Origin of the sequence: Campylobacter sp. US42a, from assembly GCF_004379055.1 — a bacterium.
GTDB lineage: Bacteria > Campylobacterota > Campylobacteria > Campylobacterales > Campylobacteraceae > Campylobacter_D > Campylobacter_D jejuni.
In genome coordinates, this window is the sequence record NZ_RYYK01000002.1 from 151196 (window position 1) to 172060 (window position 20865).

21 protein-coding genes and 2 pseudogenes are annotated in these 20865 nt (G+C 29.5%); 13 read left to right on the forward strand and 10 right to left on the reverse strand.

The window, feature by feature from the left end:
* From ELQ10_RS02925 to ELQ10_RS02945, 5 genes are all read left to right on the forward strand, one after another.
* Positions 1-1089 carry a prohibitin family protein gene (locus ELQ10_RS02925; RefSeq protein ID WP_002854522.1) on the forward strand — a complete coding sequence of 363 codons (1089 nt, stop codon included), beginning with the start codon at positions 1-3 and terminating at the stop codon, positions 1087-1089.
* Positions 1090-1101: 12 nt separating this feature from the next.
* Positions 1102-1632 (forward strand): DUF2393 domain-containing protein, encoded by a 531-nt coding sequence (locus ELQ10_RS02930; protein ID WP_002851753.1) that lies wholly within the window; start codon positions 1102-1104, stop codon positions 1630-1632.
* The gene (locus ELQ10_RS02935; protein WP_002854624.1) at positions 1632-2141 is read left to right on the forward strand and encodes a DUF2393 family protein; all 510 of its coding nucleotides are present in this window, start codon (positions 1632-1634) and stop codon (positions 2139-2141) included. The genes ELQ10_RS02930 and ELQ10_RS02935 overlap by 1 nt, the downstream gene beginning before the upstream one ends.
* 480 nt (positions 2142-2621) lie before the next feature.
* Positions 2622-3197, forward strand: coding sequence for a cytochrome c3 family protein (locus ELQ10_RS02940; RefSeq protein ID WP_002851702.1), 576 nt, complete (start codon positions 2622-2624; stop codon positions 3195-3197).
* Between the two features lie 10 nt (positions 3198-3207).
* Complete coding sequence (locus tag ELQ10_RS02945) at positions 3208-5724, forward strand: molybdopterin guanine dinucleotide-containing S/N-oxide reductase (protein WP_134250173.1); 2517 nt, start codon at positions 3208-3210, stop codon at positions 5722-5724.
* Positions 5725-5747: 23 nt separating this feature from the next.
* On the opposite strand, the gene zupT is transcribed toward ELQ10_RS02945, so the two are convergent.
* Positions 5748-6623, reverse strand: a complete 876-nt coding sequence (zupT, locus tag ELQ10_RS02950; protein ID WP_002868346.1) for a zinc transporter ZupT — start codon at positions 6621-6623, stop codon at positions 5748-5750.
* Positions 6624-6815: 192 nt separating this feature from the next.
* On the opposite strand from zupT, the gene ELQ10_RS02955 reads away from it, so the two are divergent.
* The 3 genes and pseudogenes from ELQ10_RS02955 (at position 6816) to ELQ10_RS02965 (ending at position 9873) form a co-directional block, all read left to right on the forward strand.
* Positions 6816-8804, forward strand: a complete 1989-nt coding sequence (locus ELQ10_RS02955; RefSeq protein WP_015016423.1) for a methyl-accepting chemotaxis protein — start codon at positions 6816-6818, stop codon at positions 8802-8804.
* 79 nt (positions 8805-8883) lie between these two features.
* Positions 8884-9603 (forward strand): class I SAM-dependent methyltransferase, encoded by a 720-nt coding sequence (locus ELQ10_RS02960; protein WP_002857630.1) that lies wholly within the window; start codon positions 8884-8886, stop codon positions 9601-9603.
* A 55-nt stretch (positions 9604-9658) separates the two neighbouring features.
* Positions 9659-9873, forward strand: a pseudogene (locus ELQ10_RS02965) (hypothetical protein).
* A 31-nt stretch (positions 9874-9904) separates the two neighbouring features.
* On the opposite strand, the gene pyrC reads toward ELQ10_RS02965, so the two are convergent.
* Genes pyrC through eptC form a run of 4 tightly spaced genes read right to left on the reverse strand, consistent with a single transcriptional unit; the run spans position 9905 to position 13035 of the window.
* On the reverse strand, positions 9905-10912 hold the full coding sequence (gene pyrC / locus ELQ10_RS02970) for a dihydroorotase (protein ID WP_032589338.1): 1008 nt from the start codon (positions 10910-10912) through the stop codon (positions 9905-9907).
* Positions 10902-11147, reverse strand: a complete 246-nt coding sequence (locus tag ELQ10_RS02975) for a replication/maintenance protein RepL (protein WP_002851854.1) — start codon at positions 11145-11147, stop codon at positions 10902-10904. The genes pyrC and ELQ10_RS02975 overlap by 11 nt, the downstream gene beginning before the upstream one ends.
* Positions 11144-11500 carry a diacylglycerol kinase gene (locus ELQ10_RS02980; RefSeq protein ID WP_002866390.1) on the reverse strand — a complete coding sequence of 119 codons (357 nt, stop codon included), beginning with the start codon at positions 11498-11500 and terminating at the stop codon, positions 11144-11146. Before ELQ10_RS02980 ends, ELQ10_RS02975 begins: the two co-directional genes overlap by 4 nt.
* Entirely contained in the window at positions 11497-13035 is a 1539-nt protein-coding gene (gene eptC / locus ELQ10_RS02985; protein WP_134250174.1) for a lipid A/FlgG phosphoethanolamine transferase EptC, read from the reverse strand. The genes ELQ10_RS02980 and eptC overlap by 4 nt, the downstream gene beginning before the upstream one ends.
* A gap of 117 nt (positions 13036-13152) precedes the next feature.
* On the opposite strand from eptC, the gene ELQ10_RS02990 reads away from it, so the two are divergent.
* Complete coding sequence (locus ELQ10_RS02990) at positions 13153-13911, forward strand: exodeoxyribonuclease III (RefSeq protein WP_134250175.1); 759 nt, start codon at positions 13153-13155, stop codon at positions 13909-13911.
* A gap of 19 nt (positions 13912-13930) precedes the next feature.
* Here ELQ10_RS02990 and ELQ10_RS02995 read toward each other — a convergent pair whose 3' ends face one another.
* From ELQ10_RS02995 to moaC, 3 genes are read right to left on the reverse strand one after another with little or no spacing between them, the layout of a single operon-like run.
* Positions 13931-15091: a hypothetical protein gene (locus ELQ10_RS02995; protein ID WP_010891847.1), complete on the reverse strand. Its 1161-nt coding sequence runs from the start codon at positions 15089-15091 to the stop codon at positions 13931-13933.
* The gene (locus tag ELQ10_RS03000; RefSeq protein WP_134250176.1) at positions 15081-15344 is read right to left on the reverse strand and encodes a DUF493 domain-containing protein; all 264 of its coding nucleotides are present in this window, start codon (positions 15342-15344) and stop codon (positions 15081-15083) included. The genes ELQ10_RS02995 and ELQ10_RS03000 overlap by 11 nt, the downstream gene beginning before the upstream one ends.
* Positions 15322-15795, reverse strand: coding sequence for a cyclic pyranopterin monophosphate synthase MoaC (moaC, locus tag ELQ10_RS03005; RefSeq protein WP_002857323.1), 474 nt, complete (start codon positions 15793-15795; stop codon positions 15322-15324). The genes ELQ10_RS03000 and moaC overlap by 23 nt, the downstream gene beginning before the upstream one ends.
* A gap of 92 nt (positions 15796-15887) precedes the next feature.
* On the opposite strand from moaC, the gene ELQ10_RS03010 reads away from it, so the two are divergent.
* Positions 15888-16043, forward strand: a complete 156-nt coding sequence (locus ELQ10_RS03010; RefSeq protein WP_002851965.1) for a highly acidic protein — start codon at positions 15888-15890, stop codon at positions 16041-16043.
* 2 nt (positions 16044-16045) lie between these two features.
* Positions 16046-17356 carry an MFS transporter gene (locus tag ELQ10_RS03015; RefSeq protein ID WP_002866386.1) on the forward strand — a complete coding sequence of 437 codons (1311 nt, stop codon included), beginning with the start codon at positions 16046-16048 and terminating at the stop codon, positions 17354-17356.
* Here ELQ10_RS03015 and cheQ read toward each other — a convergent pair.
* Positions 17325-17804 (reverse strand): cheVAW transcriptional regulator CheQ, encoded by a 480-nt coding sequence (cheQ, locus tag ELQ10_RS03020; protein ID WP_079263800.1) that lies wholly within the window; start codon positions 17802-17804, stop codon positions 17325-17327. The genes ELQ10_RS03015 and cheQ overlap by 32 nt on opposite strands.
* Positions 17805-17831: 27 nt before the next feature.
* Positions 17832-18689 (reverse strand): cheVAW transcriptional regulator CheP, encoded by an 858-nt coding sequence (gene cheP, locus ELQ10_RS03025; RefSeq protein ID WP_002922676.1) that lies wholly within the window; start codon positions 18687-18689, stop codon positions 17832-17834.
* A 177-nt stretch (positions 18690-18866) separates the two neighbouring features.
* Here cheP and ELQ10_RS08700 point away from each other — a divergent pair.
* A pseudogene (locus tag ELQ10_RS08700) lies at positions 18867-19740 on the forward strand (FIST N-terminal domain-containing protein).
* Positions 19716-20843 carry a methyl-accepting chemotaxis protein gene (locus ELQ10_RS08705; RefSeq protein ID WP_279586136.1) on the forward strand — a complete coding sequence of 376 codons (1128 nt, stop codon included), beginning with the start codon at positions 19716-19718 and terminating at the stop codon, positions 20841-20843. Before ELQ10_RS08700 ends, ELQ10_RS08705 begins: the two are co-directional and overlap by 25 nt.
* Positions 20844-20865 lie beyond the last annotated feature (22 nt).

Here is a 20865-nt window from a genome sequence, read left to right on the forward strand (position 1 = left end):
ATGCCAGCTGATTTGAATGATTATTTCAATAAAAAAAATGGAAATTCTAACAATAACGGAAACAACAACCGTCAAAATTTCAATTTCAAAGCACCAGAATTTAATTTTAAAGGTTTTGGGAAATTCTCTCCATTTGTTTATGGGGTAATTATTATTATCTTATTTTTAATCGTTGCAAAACCTTTTATGGTGATAAATTCTGGGGAAATGGGGATTAAATCAACAACAGGTAAATATGACCCAAATCCATTAGAACCAGGACTTCACTTTTTCTTACCTTTTGTACAAAAAATAACCATAATCGATACTAGAGTAAGACAAATCAACTATGCTTCTATAGAGGGAAGTAATGAAAATTTATCTTCAGGTTCAGGTGTTATTAATAAAAATAGTATTTCTGTACTTGATTCTCGTGGATTGCCTGTATCTATTGATGTTACAGTGCAATACCGTTTAAATCCTTTGCAAGTTCCTCAAACCATAGCTACTTGGAGCTTAAATTGGGAAAATAAAATTATCGATCCAGTTGTTCGTGATGTAGTGCGAAGTGTTGTAGGAAAATACACAGCCGAAGAACTTCCTACTAATCGTAATACAATAGCCGCTCAAATAGAAGAAGGTATAAGAAAAACCATAGAAGCCCAACCAAACGAACCTGTAGAACTTCGAGCTGTACAACTTAGAGAAATTATTTTACCTTCAAAAGTAAAAGAACAAATCGAACGCGTGCAAATTGCAAAACAAGAGGCTGAAAGAACTAAATATGAAGTAGAAAGAGCTAATCAAGAAGCCTTAAAAAAAGCTGCTTTAGCTGAAGGGGAAGCAAATGCAACCATAATCAGTGCCAAAGGTAAAGCTATGGCTGTTAAGATAGAAGCAGATGCACAAGCTTATTCTAACAAAGAAATCGCAAACAGCTTAAACACCCCTTTGCTAAATTTAAAACAAATTGAAACTCAAAAAGAATTTAATGAAGCCTTAAAAGTTAATCAAGATGCTAAAATTTTCTTAACTCCAGGTGGAGCAGTGCCAAACATTTGGGTTGATACCAAAGATGCTAAAAAGCAAAGTGCTGCCAACATGAACTAAAAGGATACGCAAGTGGAGAAACTAAGAGAAATCGTGCTTTTTTACACTACTCATTTATATTTAGTAGATTATATGCTGATTTTATTAGTTTTTTTTCTCTTCACTTGTGTTTTACTTCTTTGTGTATTTTTACGCCATAGGCCTATAGCGGCACTTTTTATTATCGCATTTGACATTATTATTTGTTTTTTAGTTTATATCTATGGGTATAAACTAATAGACAATGAAGTAAGAACTCGAAAAACCGCTATTACAGATCAAAAAATGATACAAAGCTCAAATGATTTAATTGTTGATTTTAATATTACAAATAATTCAAAAAATAATTTTAAAGAATGTAAAATTACAGCTAAAATTTTTGCAGATAAAATACCTAATGATAATATCATAGAAGAATATAAAAAGAAATTTATCCCTTTTAGACAAAAAAGTAGAGAAATTAAAGATCTAAAGAAAAACGCAACCCAAGTTCAAAGGATTGCTTTTGAAAATTTTAACTATGAAAACAACTATACCATACGCTTAGTTTCGGAGTGTTTTTAATGCATTTTACGATTTTTCATATTATAGCTTTTATCATTTTACTTATTTGCTTTGCCTTGATTTGTATTTTAATCTTTCTAAAAGTCAAACAGAAAGAAATGGCTTTGATTTCTTATACTATAGCTACTATTTTTACCGCACTTTTGATATATTCTATTTTTCTAACAATCAATCAATTCACCACTCAAGCCGATCTTAGCAAACTAACCTATACAAGAGATCTAAGACATGAAAGCGTTATAGTAAGTGGAAAAGTTCAAAATCTTACTAAATTTGAAATCAGAAAATGTTATTTAATGCTTAGTATATTAAACCAAAAACAAGTAGGAGGAGAAATTTTCAATGATAAAAATGTCCGTAACGCTAAAATGCAAAATACAAGTGTTTCTTATACTATAGAAATCATAGACACACTCCCAGGTAATACCTATAAAGAATTTAGAGCCAGTGTTCCTTTTCCTCCAAGTTTTAATAATCCTGAATTTTATCACACCTTAAAATGTATTTGATTCAAGAAATCAACTAGTAAAAATTCTAAAATACATTAATTATTCACACAATAAAACAATAATTCCGCTATAAATTATATAAATATTAATAATAATTTAAGTTTTATTAATATAATATTTATTAATATGCAAGATAAGGAGTCAATCAACCTTTAAATCTAAAAGCACTTTGCTAAATGAGAGTAAAAATGGGAGGGAAAATAAAGCTATAAAAAGCTTATACCTTAAAACTCAACGAGATCGAAATGGGCTCAGAAGTATTAATCTGAGCTCAAAACAAACTTTTTTTTATAATTGAAGTTTTATCTTTTCTAAAAAACAATAAGTAAAATATAATTAACTCAAATTTATTATATCAATAAAGAATAATATTAAAGCACTAAAAATAAGTAATCTTAGTAAAAATTATACAATTAAGTAATAATTAAATTGCATAGTATTAAAATACATTTACATCAAATTTATATTAAGGAATTAGTAATGAAAAAAATTTTCATTTCTTTTGTTGTCCTAGCGACATGTTTATGGGCAAAAAATACCGCCTATACCGATGAAGTTGTATCGCTTTATCTTAATAAAGATGATACTAAAGTCATAGGAAGACTTTTACCTACAAATCCTTTTGAAGTGTTAAAAAGCGAAAATAACAGGGTTTTGCTAAAAATTGATGGTTATGTAAATCCTAAAGCACCTTCTGTGATTTATTTCAATGACTCTCAAAGAATTATTGTTGCAGCTTTTTCTAAAAATACAAAATTAAATTTCTCTCAAAGAATAACTGGAAAAAATGGAAAATGGGATAAGGTAAGCCTTGAAATTTGGGCAGATAAAAAAGAATTTGTCAAAGACAATAAAGAAATGTTAAATCGAGCCAAAGAGCTTTTTGTAAATAACTGCGGAATTTGTCACGCTATCCACAAAGAAAAAGAATTTACAGCTAACGCTTGGCCTGCAATTTTCCGTTCTATGGCTGATAGAACAGGTATTGATAAAAAAGACAGATGGCTAGTTATAGAATACTTACAAAAAAACGCAAAAGATTTTAAAACAAAATAAGGAGAAAAGCATGCTAGATAGAAGAAAATTTTTAAAAATTGGAGCGAGCTTAAGTGCTTTACCTCTCATCCCAAGCTTAAGTGCAGGAAAAACTGTAGAAGCTTCAAAAGTTAGCCTCGGACTTGTAAAAAATGGAGAAGTGATCACTGCAGCACACTGGGGGATTTTAAAACTCACTATAAAAGATGGCAAAATAGTAAAAAGCGAACCTTGGGAAAAAGTTACAAAAATGGATAATCCTTTACAGCACTACACTGCTGATATGGTTTATAAATCTCGTTTGAAATACCCTTATGTGCGTAAATCCTACCTTGAAAATCCTGACAATCCTAAACCTGAACTTCGTGGTAAAGATGAATTTGTCCGCGTAAGTTATGATGAAGCAGTCAAACTTATCGCCAAAGAACTTAAAAAAACAAGAGATAGTAAAGGTGCAAGTGCAATTTTTGGTGGAAGTTATGGCTGGAAATCAAGTGGAAATATGCAAAACTCACGCATCTTGCTTCATAGATTTTTAAATGTAACAGGTGGATTTGTAGGAGCTACAGGGGACTATTCTACAGGAGCTTCTCAAGTGATTATGCCTTATGTTGTAGGATCGATTGAAGTTTATGAGCAACAAACCTCATGGGAAAATATCTTAAGTGATTCTAAATATGTTGTGATTTGGGGTGCTGATCCACTTTCTACTTTACGCATAGCTTGGACTTCAAACGAACAAAGAGGGTTGGCGTATTTTGAAAAACTTAAAAACAGTAAAATCAAAGTGATTTGTATAGATCCTGTAAAAACCACTACAGCGAAATTTTTAAATGCCAAATGGATAGCTCCACGCCCAAATACCGATGTGGCTTTAATGATGGGTATGGCAAGCCATTTAATCACTAAGAAAAAAGTCAATTACGAGTTTTTAGACACTTACACCACTGGCTTTGATAAATTTAAAGACTATTTAGAAGGCAAAGAAGATGGAGTTAAAAAAGATACCAAATGGGCAAGTAAAATTTGTGGTATCGATGAAAAAACTATCAAAAATTTAGCTGAAACTTTTTATGATAATCCTACTATGATTATGAGTGGTTGGGGTATGCAAAGAGCACATCATGGAGAACAGCCTCACTGGATGCTAGTTACTCTTTGTGCGATGTTAGGACAAATCGGCACAAAAGGAGGTGGTTTTGGACTAAGCTACCATTATAGCAATGGCGGTGTTCCAACTTGCAAAGGCGGAGTGATCGGTGGTATGACAGCAGGTAGCTTAGGAATTTGGAAAAATGGTAAATTTAAAGGCTTAAGCAAAGCAGAAGCTTCAAGCGAAGGTGCAGAATGGCTTCAAAATGCAGCGAGTTATTCTTTCCCTGTAGCAAGAATCGCTGATGCTTTACTTCATCCTGGAAAAACCATAGATCATAATGGTGCTAAAATCACTTATCCTGATATTGATTTTATCTACTGGGTAGGTGGAAATCCTTTAGTGCATCATCAAGATACCAACACTAATGTAAAAGCATGGAGAAAACCACGCACCGTTGTGGTAAATGAAATTTACTGGACTCCAACAGCTAAAATGGCAGATATTATCATGCCTGTAACTTCATCTTACGAAAGAGATGATATTACCATGACAGGAGATTATTCAAATATGCATATAGCTCCTATGAAACAAGCCGTTGAGCCTGTGGGTGAGAGCAAAGATGATTATGTAATTTTCTCTGATATTTGCAAAATTTATGGAAAAGATGTCTTTAATGCCTACACAGAAAATGGCAAAAAAGCTAAAGATTTCATCAAAGAATACTACAACAGCGCCCTAAAACAAACTCAAAGTTTTGGTGAAGCTTTTGCTACTCCTATGCCAAGTTTTGAAGAATTTTGGGCTAAAAATGAACCAATCACTTTTGAACCAACAGCTGAAAGTTTAGAATGGACTCGTTTTTCAGAATTTATAGAAGATCCTATCTTAAATGCTCTGGGTACAGATTCAGGACTCATTGAAATTTACTCAGAAACGATTAAAAATTATAATTATGATGATTGCAAAGCCCACCCTACTTGGTTTGAGCCTATTGAATGGCTTGGAAATGCAACCAAAGAAGCACCTTTCCACCTACTTACAAATCACCCAAGAGATCGCTTGCACTCTCAACTTTGCCACACAAGCTTAAGAGATACTTATGCAGTAAAAGATAGAGAGCCGATTTTAATCAATTCCAAAGATGCAAAAAAACTTGGAATAAAAAATGGCGATGTAGTGCGTGTGTTTAACAAACGCGGTGAAGTTTTAGCAGGGGCGGTTGTAAGTGATGAAATCATGCAAGGGGTTGTAAGACTTTGCGAAGGTGCTTGGTATGATCCTAATGAAAACGGACTTTGCAAATGTGGAAATGCAAATGTTTTAACTATGGATATACCAACTTCAAAACTTGCCAATGGTAATATCTCTCACACAGGACTCGTAAATATAGAAAAATTTAAAGGTGAACTACCAAAACTTACTGCCTTCAGCGCGCCAAAAGGTGCGAACTAAATTTAAGAAAGCCGCAAGGCTTTCTATTGTCCAAGCAAATTTAAACTTAAAGCCATTATTGCCATTCCTACTATAAGTCCATATAAACTATCATGAGCCTTATCATAAGTTTTTGCAGCGGGCAAAAGCTCATCAAGGGATATAAAAACCATAATTCCTGCAATCACAGCAAAACTTATAGCTAAAGTAAGATCGCCTATAAAAGGCAATAAAATCAAAGCTCCAACAAAAGCACCCAAAGGCTCTGCTAAACCCGAAAGAGCTGAATAAATAAAAGCTTTTTTCTTATCTCCTGTAGCATGGTAAATTGGCAAACTCACAGCCAAACCTTCTGGGATATTGTGTATAGCCACAGCTATAGCTATAGCAATTCCTAAAGTAAGATTATCAAGACTTGAAATAAAAGTAGCAAAACCTTCTGGGAAATTATGTATAGCAATAGCCAAAGCTGTAAAAATCCCTGTACGTTTTAAAGCTTTAGTATTGATCTGATGCAACTTTTCTCCAGGATGAAATTTCGGAGGATTTTGTCCTTTTTGAGGCAAGGGACAAATTTTTAACTCGCTTAAATCCTCTTTAGGCTCGTGAGGATTGACATCTTCGGGGATTAATTTATCAATCAATAAAGATATTAAAATTCCACCAAAAAAACAAGCTAATCCCAAAAGCTCAGCCCAATGCGAATCATAGTGATTTTTAAAATCTTTAAGTGCAGTAGGTAAAATTTCCATGAAAGAAATGTATATCATTACTCCAGCTGAAAAACCAAGCCCCAAAGAAAGCACTCTTAAATCATCTTTTCTGGAAAAAAAGGCTATTATAGAACCTATAGCCGTAGAAAAACCTGCAAAAAGAGTCAATAGCATTGCGATAAAAATTTGTTCAAATGTAAATTGCATTAATATTCTTAAATAAATAATATTTTAAAACTCTTTATATTTATAAAAAGTTAATACTTGATAAAAATATACAAAATAATTAAAAATTTTTGATTTTTTATGTAAAAAAGTTCATTTTTTATACACTTTTTCTCTTATTTTTTGCTAGAATAATATTTTTATTTCATTTTCAATATAAATATAGGAGTTATAATGCAATCAATAAATTCAGGCAAATCCGTTGGAATTTCAGCCAAGCTTACGCTATGGGTTGGAATTTTAGTTGTATTAATTTTAGCAATCACAAGTACCGTTAGTTACTTTGATGCCAAAAATCACACATATGAATTGCTAAAAGAAAATCAATTAAAAACTATGGATGATGTTAAAGTAACTTTTGAAAACTATTCCAAAAGCAAGCAAAAAGCTATAGAGGTTCTAGCATATGAAAGTGCTAAAAAATTAGAAGATGAAAATATTTCACTGCTTCTAGATTCTTTTAAGAAGGCGTTTGATTTTGATATTGTTTTTATTGCGTTTGATAAAAACAACAAAATGCTTTTGTCAAATGGAACAATTTTAGATAAAAAATCAAATTTTGACATTACAAAACAAATTTGGTATCAAGAAGCAAAAAATAACAAAGGCATCACAATAACTCAACCATATAAATCCCCTATAGATCAAGAGATTGGTATAACTTATGTTTTCCCTATTTATAAAAATAATCAACTTATAGCTTTCGTTGGAGGCGATTACAATCTAGATAAATTTTCCAAAGATGTATTATCTTTAGGACACTCATCAACTACTTATGCTGCTGTTTATGACTCTGAAGGAAGAATTATTTTTCACGAAGTGCTTGATAGAATTTTAACAAAAAACACTTTAAGCGTTAATATTGCTAACGCCATAAAAGAAAACCCTGAATATATAGATCTAAATAAGAGAGATATTCTTTTTCCTGTATTTGATGATAAAGGTATCAAATATGAAGCAATGTGCGATACAAGTTCCAATGGATTATATCGTATTTGTGCTGTAACTTTAGATAGTAACTATACTTCCGCTGTTAATTCCATTTTAATGAAACAAGTTATAGTCGGTATTATAGCTATAATCATAGCTTTAATCTTGATTAGATTTTTAATCAGCAGAAGCCTCTCCCCACTTGCAGCTATCCAAACAGGTTTAACTTCATTCTTTGATTTTATCAACTATAAAACAAAAAATGTTTCCACTATAGAAGTAAAAAGCAATGATGAATTTGGACAAATCTCAAATGCTATCAATGAAAACATTCTTGCTACTAAAAGAGGCTTAGAACAAGACAATCAAGCCGTTAAAGAATCAGTTCAAACCGTATCAGTTGTAGAAGGTGGTAATTTAACAGCAAGAATTACTGCTAATCCAAGAAACCCACAACTGATTGAACTTAAAAATGTTCTAAATAAACTTCTTGATGTTTTACAAGCTAGAGTAGGTTCTGATATGAATGCTATTCATAAAATTTTTGAAGAATACAAAAGCTTAGACTTTAGAAATAAATTAGAAAATGCTAGCGGTAGTGTAGAATTAACTACTAATGCTTTAGGTGATGAAATAGTTAAAATGCTAAAACAAAGTTCAGACTTTGCTAATGCTTTAGCTAATGAAAGTGGAAAATTACAAACTGCTGTTCAAAGCTTAACCACTTCTTCAAATTCTCAAGCTCAATCTTTAGAAGAAACTGCAGCAGCTTTAGAAGAGATCACTTCTTCTATGCAAAATGTTTCAGTTAAAACTAGTGATGTTATCACTCAATCTGAAGAGATTAAAAATGTTACAGGTATTATAGGTGATATTGCAGATCAAATCAATCTTTTAGCTTTAAATGCAGCTATTGAAGCAGCTCGTGCTGGAGAACATGGTAGAGGCTTTGCAGTGGTAGCTGATGAAGTTAGAAAGTTAGCTGAAAGAACTCAAAAGTCTTTATCAGAAATTGAAGCTAATACTAATTTACTTGTTCAATCTATCAATGATATGGCAGAAAGTATTAAAGAACAAACTGCAGGTATTACTCAAATCAATGATAGCGTAGCTCAAATTGATCAAACTACTAAAGATAATGTTGAAATTGCTAATGAATCAGCTATTATTTCTAGTACAGTAAGTGATATAGCTAATAATATCTTAGAAGATGTTAAGAAGAAAAGGTTTTAATTAGTCATTCAAGCCCAAAAAAGGGCTTGAATTTTAAAAATTTATGCTATGATTTTATATATTTTATCAAGGAAAATATATGAATTTATGGGATAAAAAGGCCAAAACTTACGCAAGATATCAAAACACTTTAAACACCATACAAAAGCAAACTTTTGAATATTTACAAAATTTAAATATTTCTTTTCAAAATAAAAGCATTATAGATATAGGATGTGGAACTGGGGTTTGGACTTTACACTTAGCTAAAGAAGCTAAAGAAATTTTAGCCCTAGATAGTGCAAATACTATGCTTGAAATTTTACAAGAAGATGCTAAAAAACTAAATCTTAACAATATAAAATGCGAAAATTTGAGCTTTGAAACTTGGATGCAAAACAATCCTAATGTTAAATTTGATCTTGCATTTTTAAGTATGTCTCCTGCTTTACAAAATGAAAAAGATTATACAAATTTCTTAAATCTAGCCAAAATAAAAATTTATCTTGGTTGGGCTGATTATAGAAAAAGTGATTTTTTAGATCCGATTTTTAAATATTTTAATACTGAATTTAAAGGTTTTTATAAAAAAGATTTAGAAAATTATTTACTAGAAAAAAATATATTTTTTCATAAGATTGTTTTTGATGAAACACGCAAAGTCCAAAGAACAAAAGAAGAGGCTATAGAAAATGCTCTATGGCATTTAAGCATGAACAAAATCACAACTTCTAAAGAAGCTGTAAGTTCTTTTGTTGAAAATGATATTATTGAAACTATAGAATCTAAAATAAAACTTTTAATTATAAATAACTTATAAAAATATTAAGCTGATATTTATTACAATTTCACTCATTATTTCAAAGGAGTTTTTAATGGTTAAAAATTTAATCATCAAATTTGGACGCTTGATTCTTGATGCAATTGCAGCGATAAGTTTTGTTGTAGCTTTGCTTTATTCTCTTTTTATGATGTTTAGCATTGGATTTTTAGCTGGTTTATTATCGCTGATAGTCAGTTTTATTGCTTTATTTTTAAGTTTTTTTGTAATCTATCTTGTTATAGATATCAGAGATGCTCTTGTAAATAAAGCTTAAATTTTCCACCTTTAAGGTGGGAAATCAATGTTTTAATTGAAATTTTAAAATTTCTCCAGCCATATAAGGCACGACTTGATTGTATTTATCTTCATAAACATTTGGCACTTGCCATTCTTTTTCTTCTAAAGTTAAAATTTTATCTTCTTTAAATTTTAAATCATAAATTTTACAAGCATTATCGCTTAAAAATTTTTGCAAATTTTCTTCTGAGCTATTTTGCTTAAATAATTCAGCTAAAACAGGTAAAATCACTGGGGCGCTAAATATACCTGCGGCACAACCACAACACTCTTTAGTATCTCTTGGGTGAGGCGCACTATCACTTCCAAACATAACTTTTTCATAACCACTAAAAGCAAGTTCGCAAAGGGCTTCTTTATCTTCGTAACGCTTGGCTATAGGCTTACAAAAAAGATGAGGATTCATTTTACCTCCGATAACATCATCTAAAGTGATGATTAAATGATGTAAAGTGATTGTCGCGTATAAATTTTCATAATCTTTTAAAAGTTCACATAAAGTTTTAGTGGTAATATGCTCCATAACAATCTTAAGTCGTGGAAAATGTTTGGCTAATTTTTCATAAATTTTAGCAAAATTACTTTCCCTGTCCATTACAAAATCATTGGTTTCTCCATGCACTAACAAAGGAATATTTAAATCACTCATAGCCTCTAAAGTAGGTTTTAAATACTCTATATCAAAACTTGAAACTCCACCATTTGAATTTGTTGTAATTCCTGCTGGATAAAGCTTAATGCCAAAAATTTCATCTTTAGCACTGTAAAGAAATTTCTCATCATAATTTTTAAAAAAAAGTGTCATTAAAGGAGTGAAATTTTCATCTTTACAAGCCTTAAGGATACGCATTTTATAAGCTTTTAGATCTTCTAAATTACAAAGTGGAGGGATTAAATTTGGCATAATCACAGCTGCACAAAAATCTCTTGCACTCAAAGGTGCAATAAGTTCTAACATTTGATTATCTCTTAAATGCAAATGCATATCTAAAGGATTTTTAAGTTTCATTTTTATCTCCTATATTTAGCTGATAAAATCCATTTTTAAGACGCTTAAAAAGTTTTTTTTCTTCTAAAAACTTAAAAGTAGCGATGATGGTAGGTTTACTTTGATGTAATTTTTCTTCAAGATCACTGATTTTAATCATAATAAAACCATTTTCATCGGCATTTTCACATAAAAATTTTAACAATTCAAAGCGCTTTTTTCCTAAAATTTCTCGTATTAAATTTTCAAATTTCATAAGTAAATATTATATAAAATAAAGCCCCAAACAAAAAGAGCTAAAAGCACACTAAAAAACACTGCCGCACTCGCACAATCTTTAGCGATTTTTGCTTTTTCATGCCATTCATTTGTAATCAAATCAACACAAGCTTCAATTGCCGAATTTAAAGCTTCTACAATTAAGATAAGTATTAAGACACTTATCAATAACAAATGCTCCAAAAAACTAACTTTTAAGAAAAAACTAAAAACTATCGCGGGGATAATAATGCAAAGTTCAATTCTAAACGCCATTTCATTTTTAAATAAAGCAAAAAGCCCTTCTAAAGCATATCTTGCGTTATTTAAAAAATGATATTTAGGCTTCATGGATTTGCCTTAAGTTTAGGATTTAATAAATCATATTCTGGTTCATAAACACTTGTTTTTACATCAAAATATCCTAAAAGAGTGCTAAAAAGATTATCTTGAGAAAGTTTTAAACCTTTATGCTCTTTAGCTAAATTCATTAATTTTTCATCATTGCTCCAAAAAATAGCAGGAATATGAGTTTGATAACTTGGTGCTATAGCATAAGGCATACCATGAAGATAAATACCATTTTCACCCAAACTTTCACCATGATCTGAAAGATAAAATAAAGAACTTTCATAATCTTTTTGCTCTTTTAATAGTTTTATAATCTCACTTAAAAGATAGTCTGTATAAAGCAAAGTATTATCATAAGTGTTGATTAAAGCCTCGCTATCACATTTTGAAAGTTCATTAGTATCACAAGTTGGAGTAAATTTTTTAAATTCGCTTGGATAGCGTTTATAATAAGTTGGCCCATGAGAACCTTGCAAATGAAGAACTATTATATTTTGATCACTTAAATGATTTAATTTTTCTTTAAAAGGGGTGAGTAAATTTTCATCCAAATCACTAGAAAGCTTTTGCTTATAAGCTAATCTATCACAAACCCCTTTACAACCACCAGAATTATTATCAAACCATGCAGCATCTACACCTGTTTTATAAAGCACATCCATCGCATTTTCTTGAAATTCTGAACTTGAATAATTTTCACGCTTAGAAATAGAAAACATACAAGGCAAACTTACCGCTGTTGCTGTTCCACATGATGAAAAATTATCAAAAAAGACTACATTATCTTTTTTGGTATAAAAATTGGTATCATTTTTAGTATATCCACCCAAAGAGTAATTTGCCGCTCTAGCGGTTTCACCCACCACCAAAACCAAAAGTTTTTTAGTGTGATTGTTTTCTCTATAAGCATCATTAGCTATAGTTTTAAATTCTGGCTTAGCTTTCACAAAACGAATATAATAGCGATATACGGCATAAATTTGATAAAAAGGAGTATTATACATTCTTATTTCATTATAGTTTCTAAAAAAAGGCAAGAAAGTTTTACTTAAAGGGATTAAAATCGCACAAACAACAATCAAACCTGATATTATATTGATAATTTTAATTTTTATATGGGATTTAAAACTACCATAATAATCAATTTTTACTTTAACAACATAAAAAACCAATAATAAAGCCAAAACAACAAATAAGATCAATTTTAAATTTAACAAATCTTTTACTTCTTTAATGTCTGTTTGAACAACATTTTGTATCATATCAGAATCTATAAGCACCCCATAAAAACTAATAAAGTAAACACTTAAAAAAGATGATATTATAAATAATATAGAAAAAAATTTAGTAAAAAACTTTATAAAAAGTAAAGAGCAAACCACGTGAACAAGGGCAAAATAGGCCACAATAAAAACAAAAGTTATAAACCAATTTTGTGTATTTTTTTCATACACAAAATAAAATAAATTAAAATTCAATAATACAATCATCAAAGAATTAAAAAAAGTAAACTGAAACCAAGTTAATCTAAGCATATAAATCCCACCTTCAAATTTAAGGTTTTAATTTTATTGAATTTTTTTAAATGGATTGTAGTTTTAAATCTTTTTATGTTATGATTTACACTTTTAATGAAAATTTTAAGGAAAATAATGAAACTACTTTCATGGAATGTCAATGGCTTAAGAGCTATTTGTGATAAAAATGCACTTGATTGGATAGCACAAGAAAAAATTGATTTTATAGGTTTTCAAGAAATCAAAGCACATGAAGATAAATTTCCTAAAAAAATTTATGAATATCCTTTTAAACACATGTATTTTAATTCTGCTAAAAGAGCGGGATATTCTGGGGTAATGAGTCTTTGTAATTTTGATAGCGAAGTAAAAAAATGCGAATTTTTTGATGATGAAGAAGGTAGGGTTTTAGAACACCGCTTTAAAAATATCGCACTTTTTAATATCTATTTTCCAAATGGTCAAAAAGATGAAGAGCGTTTAAATTTTAAAATGAAATTTTATGCAGATTTTTTAGCGTATTTGGATAAGCTTTTAAAAGATGGGTTTGAAATTATCATTTGTGGTGATGTCAATACCGCTCACAAAGAAATCGATCTTACCCACCCAAAAGCCAATGCCAACACTTCAGGTTTTTTACCTATAGAAAGAGCTTGGATTGATGATTTGCTAAAACTTGGTTTTATAGATACTTTTAGAGAAATTAATGGTGAAATCAAAGAAAAATACTCGTGGTGGAGCTATAGAATGAAAGCAAGAGAAAGAAATGTAGGCTGGAGGATTGATTATTTTTTCATTTCAAAGGGTTTAAAAGATAAACTTAAAAACGCTTTCATAAGAAATGATATTTTTGGCTCTGATCACGCACCTGTAGGTATAGAAATAGATATTTAATATCCCAAAAAATGGGATATTATTTTTTAACAAATTTTTTTGCTTTTTCCCAAAGTCTTACACCGAGCTTTTTAGCTTTTTTGGAATTTAAATCTTTGTATTTTTCGCTAGCAATTTTTTCTAATTCAAAAATTTCTTGTTTAAAACGATTTAATTTTCTTTGAGTAAGTTTGTTAAAATCATTAATCTTTGGATTTTTCTTAATATCATTTAAAACTAATATTAGTTGCTCTCTACTTTCACCTGCAAGACGTCTAAATTTAGCAAAAAGATTATCAAGTTCATGTTCTAGCAAATTCTCAACTATACTCTTGCAAGGATCATTTTGTAGTTGAATCTCTTTTTTTAAAAGAGCAATAAAATCATCTTCTATGCCTATTAGTTCTTTACTTTTTAAACTAACATCTTCTTCAAAATTTGCATAAGTTAATGAAGCTTTAAATTTTTCCATTGCTAAAACAATACCATCTCTTGTGCCTTTAATCACACCTAAACAAAGATCTTTTGCATAAGCCATAGATTCATTGGCTATTTCAAAAGCAGTATTTAAAATAATACTTGAAATTTTTAAAATTCTTTCTTTTTCAAAATGAGCTTCACAAATGGCATTATATACGAGATTTTTAGCTATTTCACTACTTGTAAGTTCTATATCTTCAGCCTTTTCTAATGTAGTTAAAAAAGCACTTTCAGCGGTTTCTTTTAAAATTCCAAGCATTTCTATATCAAATAAAATAGCATCATTTAAACCACCGCTAAATTCATCACAAAAAGAACATTCTTGTAAAATATTCTCGAATTCAAAAAAATTATCACTGATTTGATTTTTAATCAAATTTTTTTGATTTTCAATCTGTTTGTTTAATAATTCAGCTTCGCTAATATACTCATAAAGCGAATTTTGAGCATCTACAATACTCGCCTTAACCAAAGCTTTGATAACCTTTGTAACATTTTCATCATCAAAAAAATCAAGTTTTTTCAAAATAGTTAAAAATTCAACCAAAAGAGAATTTAAAACTTTTTTTGTTTCATGAGGATTATGCGAAATTTGCTTATATGCAAGATTAAAACTCAAGTCTTCAAGTAAATCACTTGCTTCATCTTTACCAAGATTTGATAAAGAATTTTCAAAAATAATTAAAGTATTTTTCATTTTTCCTTCTTTCTTAAAGTACAAATTTTGCTTTAGCTTTTAATTTATCAAATATATCCAAACGATCTTTTTTGCTATCAACATAAACATTTAATAAATAACTTTGATATTTTCCACTCGCACTTGAATTCGAATGTTCAAATTTATATTCTCTTTGGCCTAAAATTTCTTGAAAAATTTCACTTGCCTTAACATGCACCTCAAAAATCACCTTATAATCCCAGAAAGTAGGATAATTGATCTGGGGTTCTTTTTTAAGATCGCACAAATTTGCCACTTTTGCCTCCTTCTTTGCTTTCAAGCACTATATCCGTAATCCTCATTGATTTATCTATAGCCTTAATCATATCATATATAGTTAAAAGTCCTATACTAACCCCACTTAAAGCTTCCATTTCAACCCCTGTTTTACCTTCACACTTAACTGTTACAATAAGCTTAAATGCACATTCTTTAACAAATTCCATAATATCAGTTTCGACTTTAGAAAGCATTAAAGGATGGCACATAGGAATAATTTCACTTGTTTTTTTAGCCCCCATTATAGCCGCAATAATAGCTGTTTGAAGAACAGGACCTTTTTTTGCAGTATTGTTTTTAATTACATCAAAAGCTTCTTGACTCATATATATCATACCACTAGCTGTGGCTATTCTTGAAGTAATATTTTTATCGCTTACATCTACCATTTTAGGATGATTTTTTTCATCTAAATGACTTAATTTCATAAATTCACCTTTTAAAAAATTATAAAAATTATAGCAAAACCAAACAAATTTAAGATAAAATAAGCTTTGTATTTTTATTTAAGGAGAAAACAATGGCTTATGAAGATGAAGAAGATTTAAATTACGATGATTATGAAAACGAAGATGAAGAATATCCACAAAATCACCATAAAAATTATAATTACGATGATGATGATTATGAATACGATGATGATAACAATGATGATGATTTTTATGAGATGGATTAAGAATGAGCAAAACCCTTAACCAAAAAGATATAAAAGTTTTAGGACTTTCATCATTAGGTGGAACTTTAGAATTTTATGATTTTATTATTTTTGTATTTTTTGCAAATTATATTTCAACAAACTTTTTTCCAAAAGATTTAAGTAGTTTTTGGCAAATGTTTAATACTTATGGAATATTTGCGGCTGGATATTTAGCGCGTCCCTTAGGGGGTGTGATACTGGCACATTTTGGAGATAAATTTGGACGCAAAAGAATGTTTATGATTAGTATTTTGTTAATGGTTATTCCAACTTTTACTCTAGCTTTTATTCCAAATTATGAAAGCATAGGTTTTCTTTGTATTGTGCTTTTAGTTTTTATACGCATTTGTCAAGGCATTGCTATAGGCGGGGAACTTCCTGGAGCTTGGGTTTTTGTATACGAACACGCACCACAAGGTCAAAAAAGAACTTATTTGGGAATTTTAACCGCTTCGGTTGTAGGTGGAATTTTATTAGGTAGTTTAGTTTTTTTAATTATGAATAAAATTTATACCCAAGAAGAACTTCATGAATGGGCTTGGAGAATTCCATTCTTTTTAGGTGGAATTTTCGGGATTATTTCTGCTTATTTGAGAAAATTTTTAAGAGAAACTCCTGTTTTTGAACAAATGAAAAAAGACAAGGCTTTAGAAAAATTTCCTTTAAAAGAAGTGTTTAAAAAAGCTAAAATGGGAATTGTTCTTTCTATGATGATTACTTGGGTTTTGACAGGTTGCATTGTTGTAATGATTTTGCTTATGCCTAGCTATATGGCAAAAATACTTCAAATTAACACTTCTATACAAACCTATCTTCAAATAGGTGGAATTTTACTTATTTGCCTAGGGTGTATTATAAGTGGAATTTTAGCGGATAAAATAGGCATTATCAAATCTTGTGTATTTTTTAGTGTTTTTTTTGGAATTGTAAGCTTGCTTTATTTTAATACCCTATATAGACAAAATGCTGATTTTAACCTAGTAGCTTGCTTATATTTGCTTGTGTGTTTTTTTAGCGGAGTGATGAATTTTTGCCCTTTAATAATGAGTGAGGTATTTGATGCAAAAATTAAATTTTCAGGACTTTCTTTTTCATATAATATTGCTTATGCTATAGCTGGAGGTTTAACTCCGCAACTTGCTTTTTTCTTGCATAGTTTTGCCTTAGATAATTTAAGTAATTTTTGGCGTTTTTCTTTGGGGATTTATGTTTTCTTTTTGGCTATTATAGCTTTGCTATGTGCATTTATTTTTTCTTATCTTAATAATACCCAACGCACATACTCTCAGTGATTTTAATACGCTTTTCAAAAGGAGCTGGGCTAAAAAAATGGCATTTTTCTATATAAATATGCTGATGATAATTTAGCCCTAAAAAATCATAAAATTTTTTTAGATTAACAAATTTAATCCCACAAATCTCCTTAAGCTCTAAAAGTTTGTAAATAGAAGAATTATTTTTTTCCACTAAATGAGAGGGAGCTAATCCAGTAAAAGAACAAAAAGCACTTGCCAATACAAAACCATTTAAACCACTACATTGCCTTAAAGCTTGCTGATGTTTTTCTAAAATGCAATTTCTATGCAAAAATATAATTCTTGTTCCTTGATATCTACCTATTTCTACATTTTTCCAAAATTTATAAGCATTTTTTGAAATTCCAGCAAAACGATGAAATTCGGTGTTTAAAATATAATGATCTAAAAATTCATTAGGAGGCAAGATTAAACTTTTCATCACTACAATTTAGAGCCTTAAAAAGGCTCTTTAATCTTCTTTGTTTAAATTTTCCTTAGCTTTGCTAGGAAGCTTAGATAAAAGATTGTTTAAATCAAAATTAATTCCTTGAGTTTTTGCCTCTTCAAGTAAAGCAACTGCAGCTTTTGCGTTAAATGGAGAAGAGCCATCATGCGGAGCAAAAAGATGATCTGTTATTGCTAAAGCATAAGCGGATTTTTTCACTTCTTCACGAGCAGCATGAGGAGTGCGAACAAAACATATACTTTCAATCAAAACATCATCAAAATTCCAACGATGTAACAAAAATCCCAAGAAAGAAATATGATCTACGCCTAAAAATTCATTCTCCGCTAAAGCAAGATTTTCATTTTTATTTAAAAAAGCTAAAAAATCCTTATCCTTATGATTTTGTATAAGAAAATTTGAAAAAATAACAATACCAAGCCTTAAAAGCATTGCGCAAGGAACTAAAAGATGAGAAAGTTTTTTATCTTCATCATTAAGCCAATTTGTGATAAAAGTTGCCTCTTCATTGCACGTTTTTAAAAAATTTTGAGTATTTAAACCATAAGGTGAAACGTCTATTTTAAAATTATCTCTAATGGAATCAGCCGTAACTATATTGATGATATTACCAACGCCTAATAAAGTAATCACTTGATTTATGGTTGTAATTTCTCTTGTAAAACCATAATAAGGAGAATTTGCTAATTGCAAAAGCTTAGCCGTCATCAACGGATCACTTGAAATGATTTCAGCAACTTTCATAGTTTCTATATTTGAATTAGCCTCGCTCACATATTTTCTTAACTTACTTACAGTATCAGGTAAAGGTGGCAATACTTCAACGCTTTTTAATAAAAGCTCATTCATATCTCCAATCATATTTGATTTATCCTTAATTAATATTATTATAATTTGCAATTATATCTAAATTTTAATTTACTTATTGCATTTTTTTATTACTTAAGGTATAATAAAAATTACAAATAAATGCCGAATTTATGGTATTTTGATTTAGTTAACTAGTAATTAAAAAATAGTTTTAATGGAGTTAAATTGATGTTTTTTAATTTTAAAAATAAAAGCTCAACAAAAAAAGAAGAAAGTAAAAAAGTTTTAGAAGCTCTATATCTTCAAGAAAATGAACTTGAAGAAAAATTAAAAAAAATAAATATCAAGCCAAAATTAATCATAGGCTTTGCGTCATATCAACTTAATCTAGCGATCATAGGAAATAAGATTCAAAATTCTATAAATGAACAATGTGATATCATCTTAAGCAGTGCTACTGATTTATTATGCAACCTTGATTCTAATTCAAACATTGAAAACAGTCCTTATAAACAAAATATCCAAGGAATAAGTTTGATGCTTTTTAGTGAAGATATGATAGAAAATCTTTACACAAATAAAATCAAGCTTTTTAGCAATATAAAAGATTATACAGAAAGAAAAAAACTGATAGAAAAAGAAGTTTTATCTATAAATATACCTTTTGAAGCACACTGCACAAATACTTTGCATTATTTAATTTATGATGGTTTAAGTCAAAGCGAAAGTTCTCTTTTAGAACTTTTATACAAACACAACCCCTATCCTTGTGCTTTAGTAGGGGGTGGATCTAGTGGAAATATGGACTTTAGCGGAACATTTATATTTTATAATGGAGAAATATTAAAAAATCAAGCTTTAAGCATACATGTCCAATTTAAACCTAAATACCGTTTTGATTTAATGAAGTCTCAAAATTTTAATCCTCAAAGCAATATCACCTTTACCATACTTGATGCAAGTTTATATGATAAAACCATACGTGAATTTATTGATAAAAAAACCTTTCAATCCATCAACGCGGTTGAAGCTTTATGTAATTATTTTAACTGCACTTTTGAAGAACTTAAAAGTAAAATGCAAGAATATACTTTTGCTTTAAAAATTGGAGAAGACTATCTTATTTCCCCTATGGAAATCAACCCAGATAAAACATTATTTAGTTATTGTGATATAGAAAGCGCTCAAGAATTATGCTTGCTTAAAAAAACAAATTTTATTGAAGCTATAAAAAAAGATTATGAAAAATTTTCTCTTAATAAACCAAAGCCACTAGGAGCAATTTTTAACGATTGTATCTTAAGAAGGCTTCACAACAAAGAACATTTAAATCAAATCCATTTTAATGATTTTCCTATAGTTGGTTTTTCTAGTTTTGGAGAAATTTATGGAGTGGGAATTGCAAAAAGTTTAGTGGCAATATTTTTTTATGAAGTTGAAAATTTTAATGATTTCAAACCTAGATATTTAAAAACTTTCATACAAAAATACAGCGATTTTAAATACTATTATCTTAATATAAGAGCTCAAAAACTAGAAATGACAAATGAGATTAATAAAATAATCTTAAATCAACTCAAACAAAATACATCAGAAATTGATAAAAATACAAGTATATTTAAAGAAATTTTTGAAGAACTTGAAAATATAAGAAGAAGTCTTACAACCATTAGTGAAAGTTTTACCAATTTCACTAACTACCTAGAATACAACCTTTACCAAAGCGAAGAAAAAATGAATTTAGAAAAAGAAGTACAATCTTCTTTGAAAAATATAGATCAATTAAATAGTATTTTAGATCTTATTTCAGGGATTGCTGAACAAACTAGCCTTTTATCTTTAAATGCAGGTATAGAAGCTGCTAGAGCTGGAAAACTTGGTCGTGGATTTACAGTTGTAGCTGATGAAGTTAGAAAACTTTCAGAAAATACCCAAATGGGTCTAGGTGAAATGGAAGGAGCTATCAAATTAGTTATTCAGACCATACAATCCATTGCAAAAAGCTCCAATTCTAGTACTCAAGAAATGAATTTTACAAGGGATAAATCTAATGAATTTTCCAAAATCATTTCAAATCTTATAAATTCAGGTAAAGAAATTTCAGATAAATTAGAACAAAGAAGCAATGTCAGCGAAGATTTTGAAAAAAATGTAAATCAACTCAAATGTTATGAAGATGTTCTAGCTAAATTAAATCAATATTAAAAAATTAAGAATTTCAAGAATC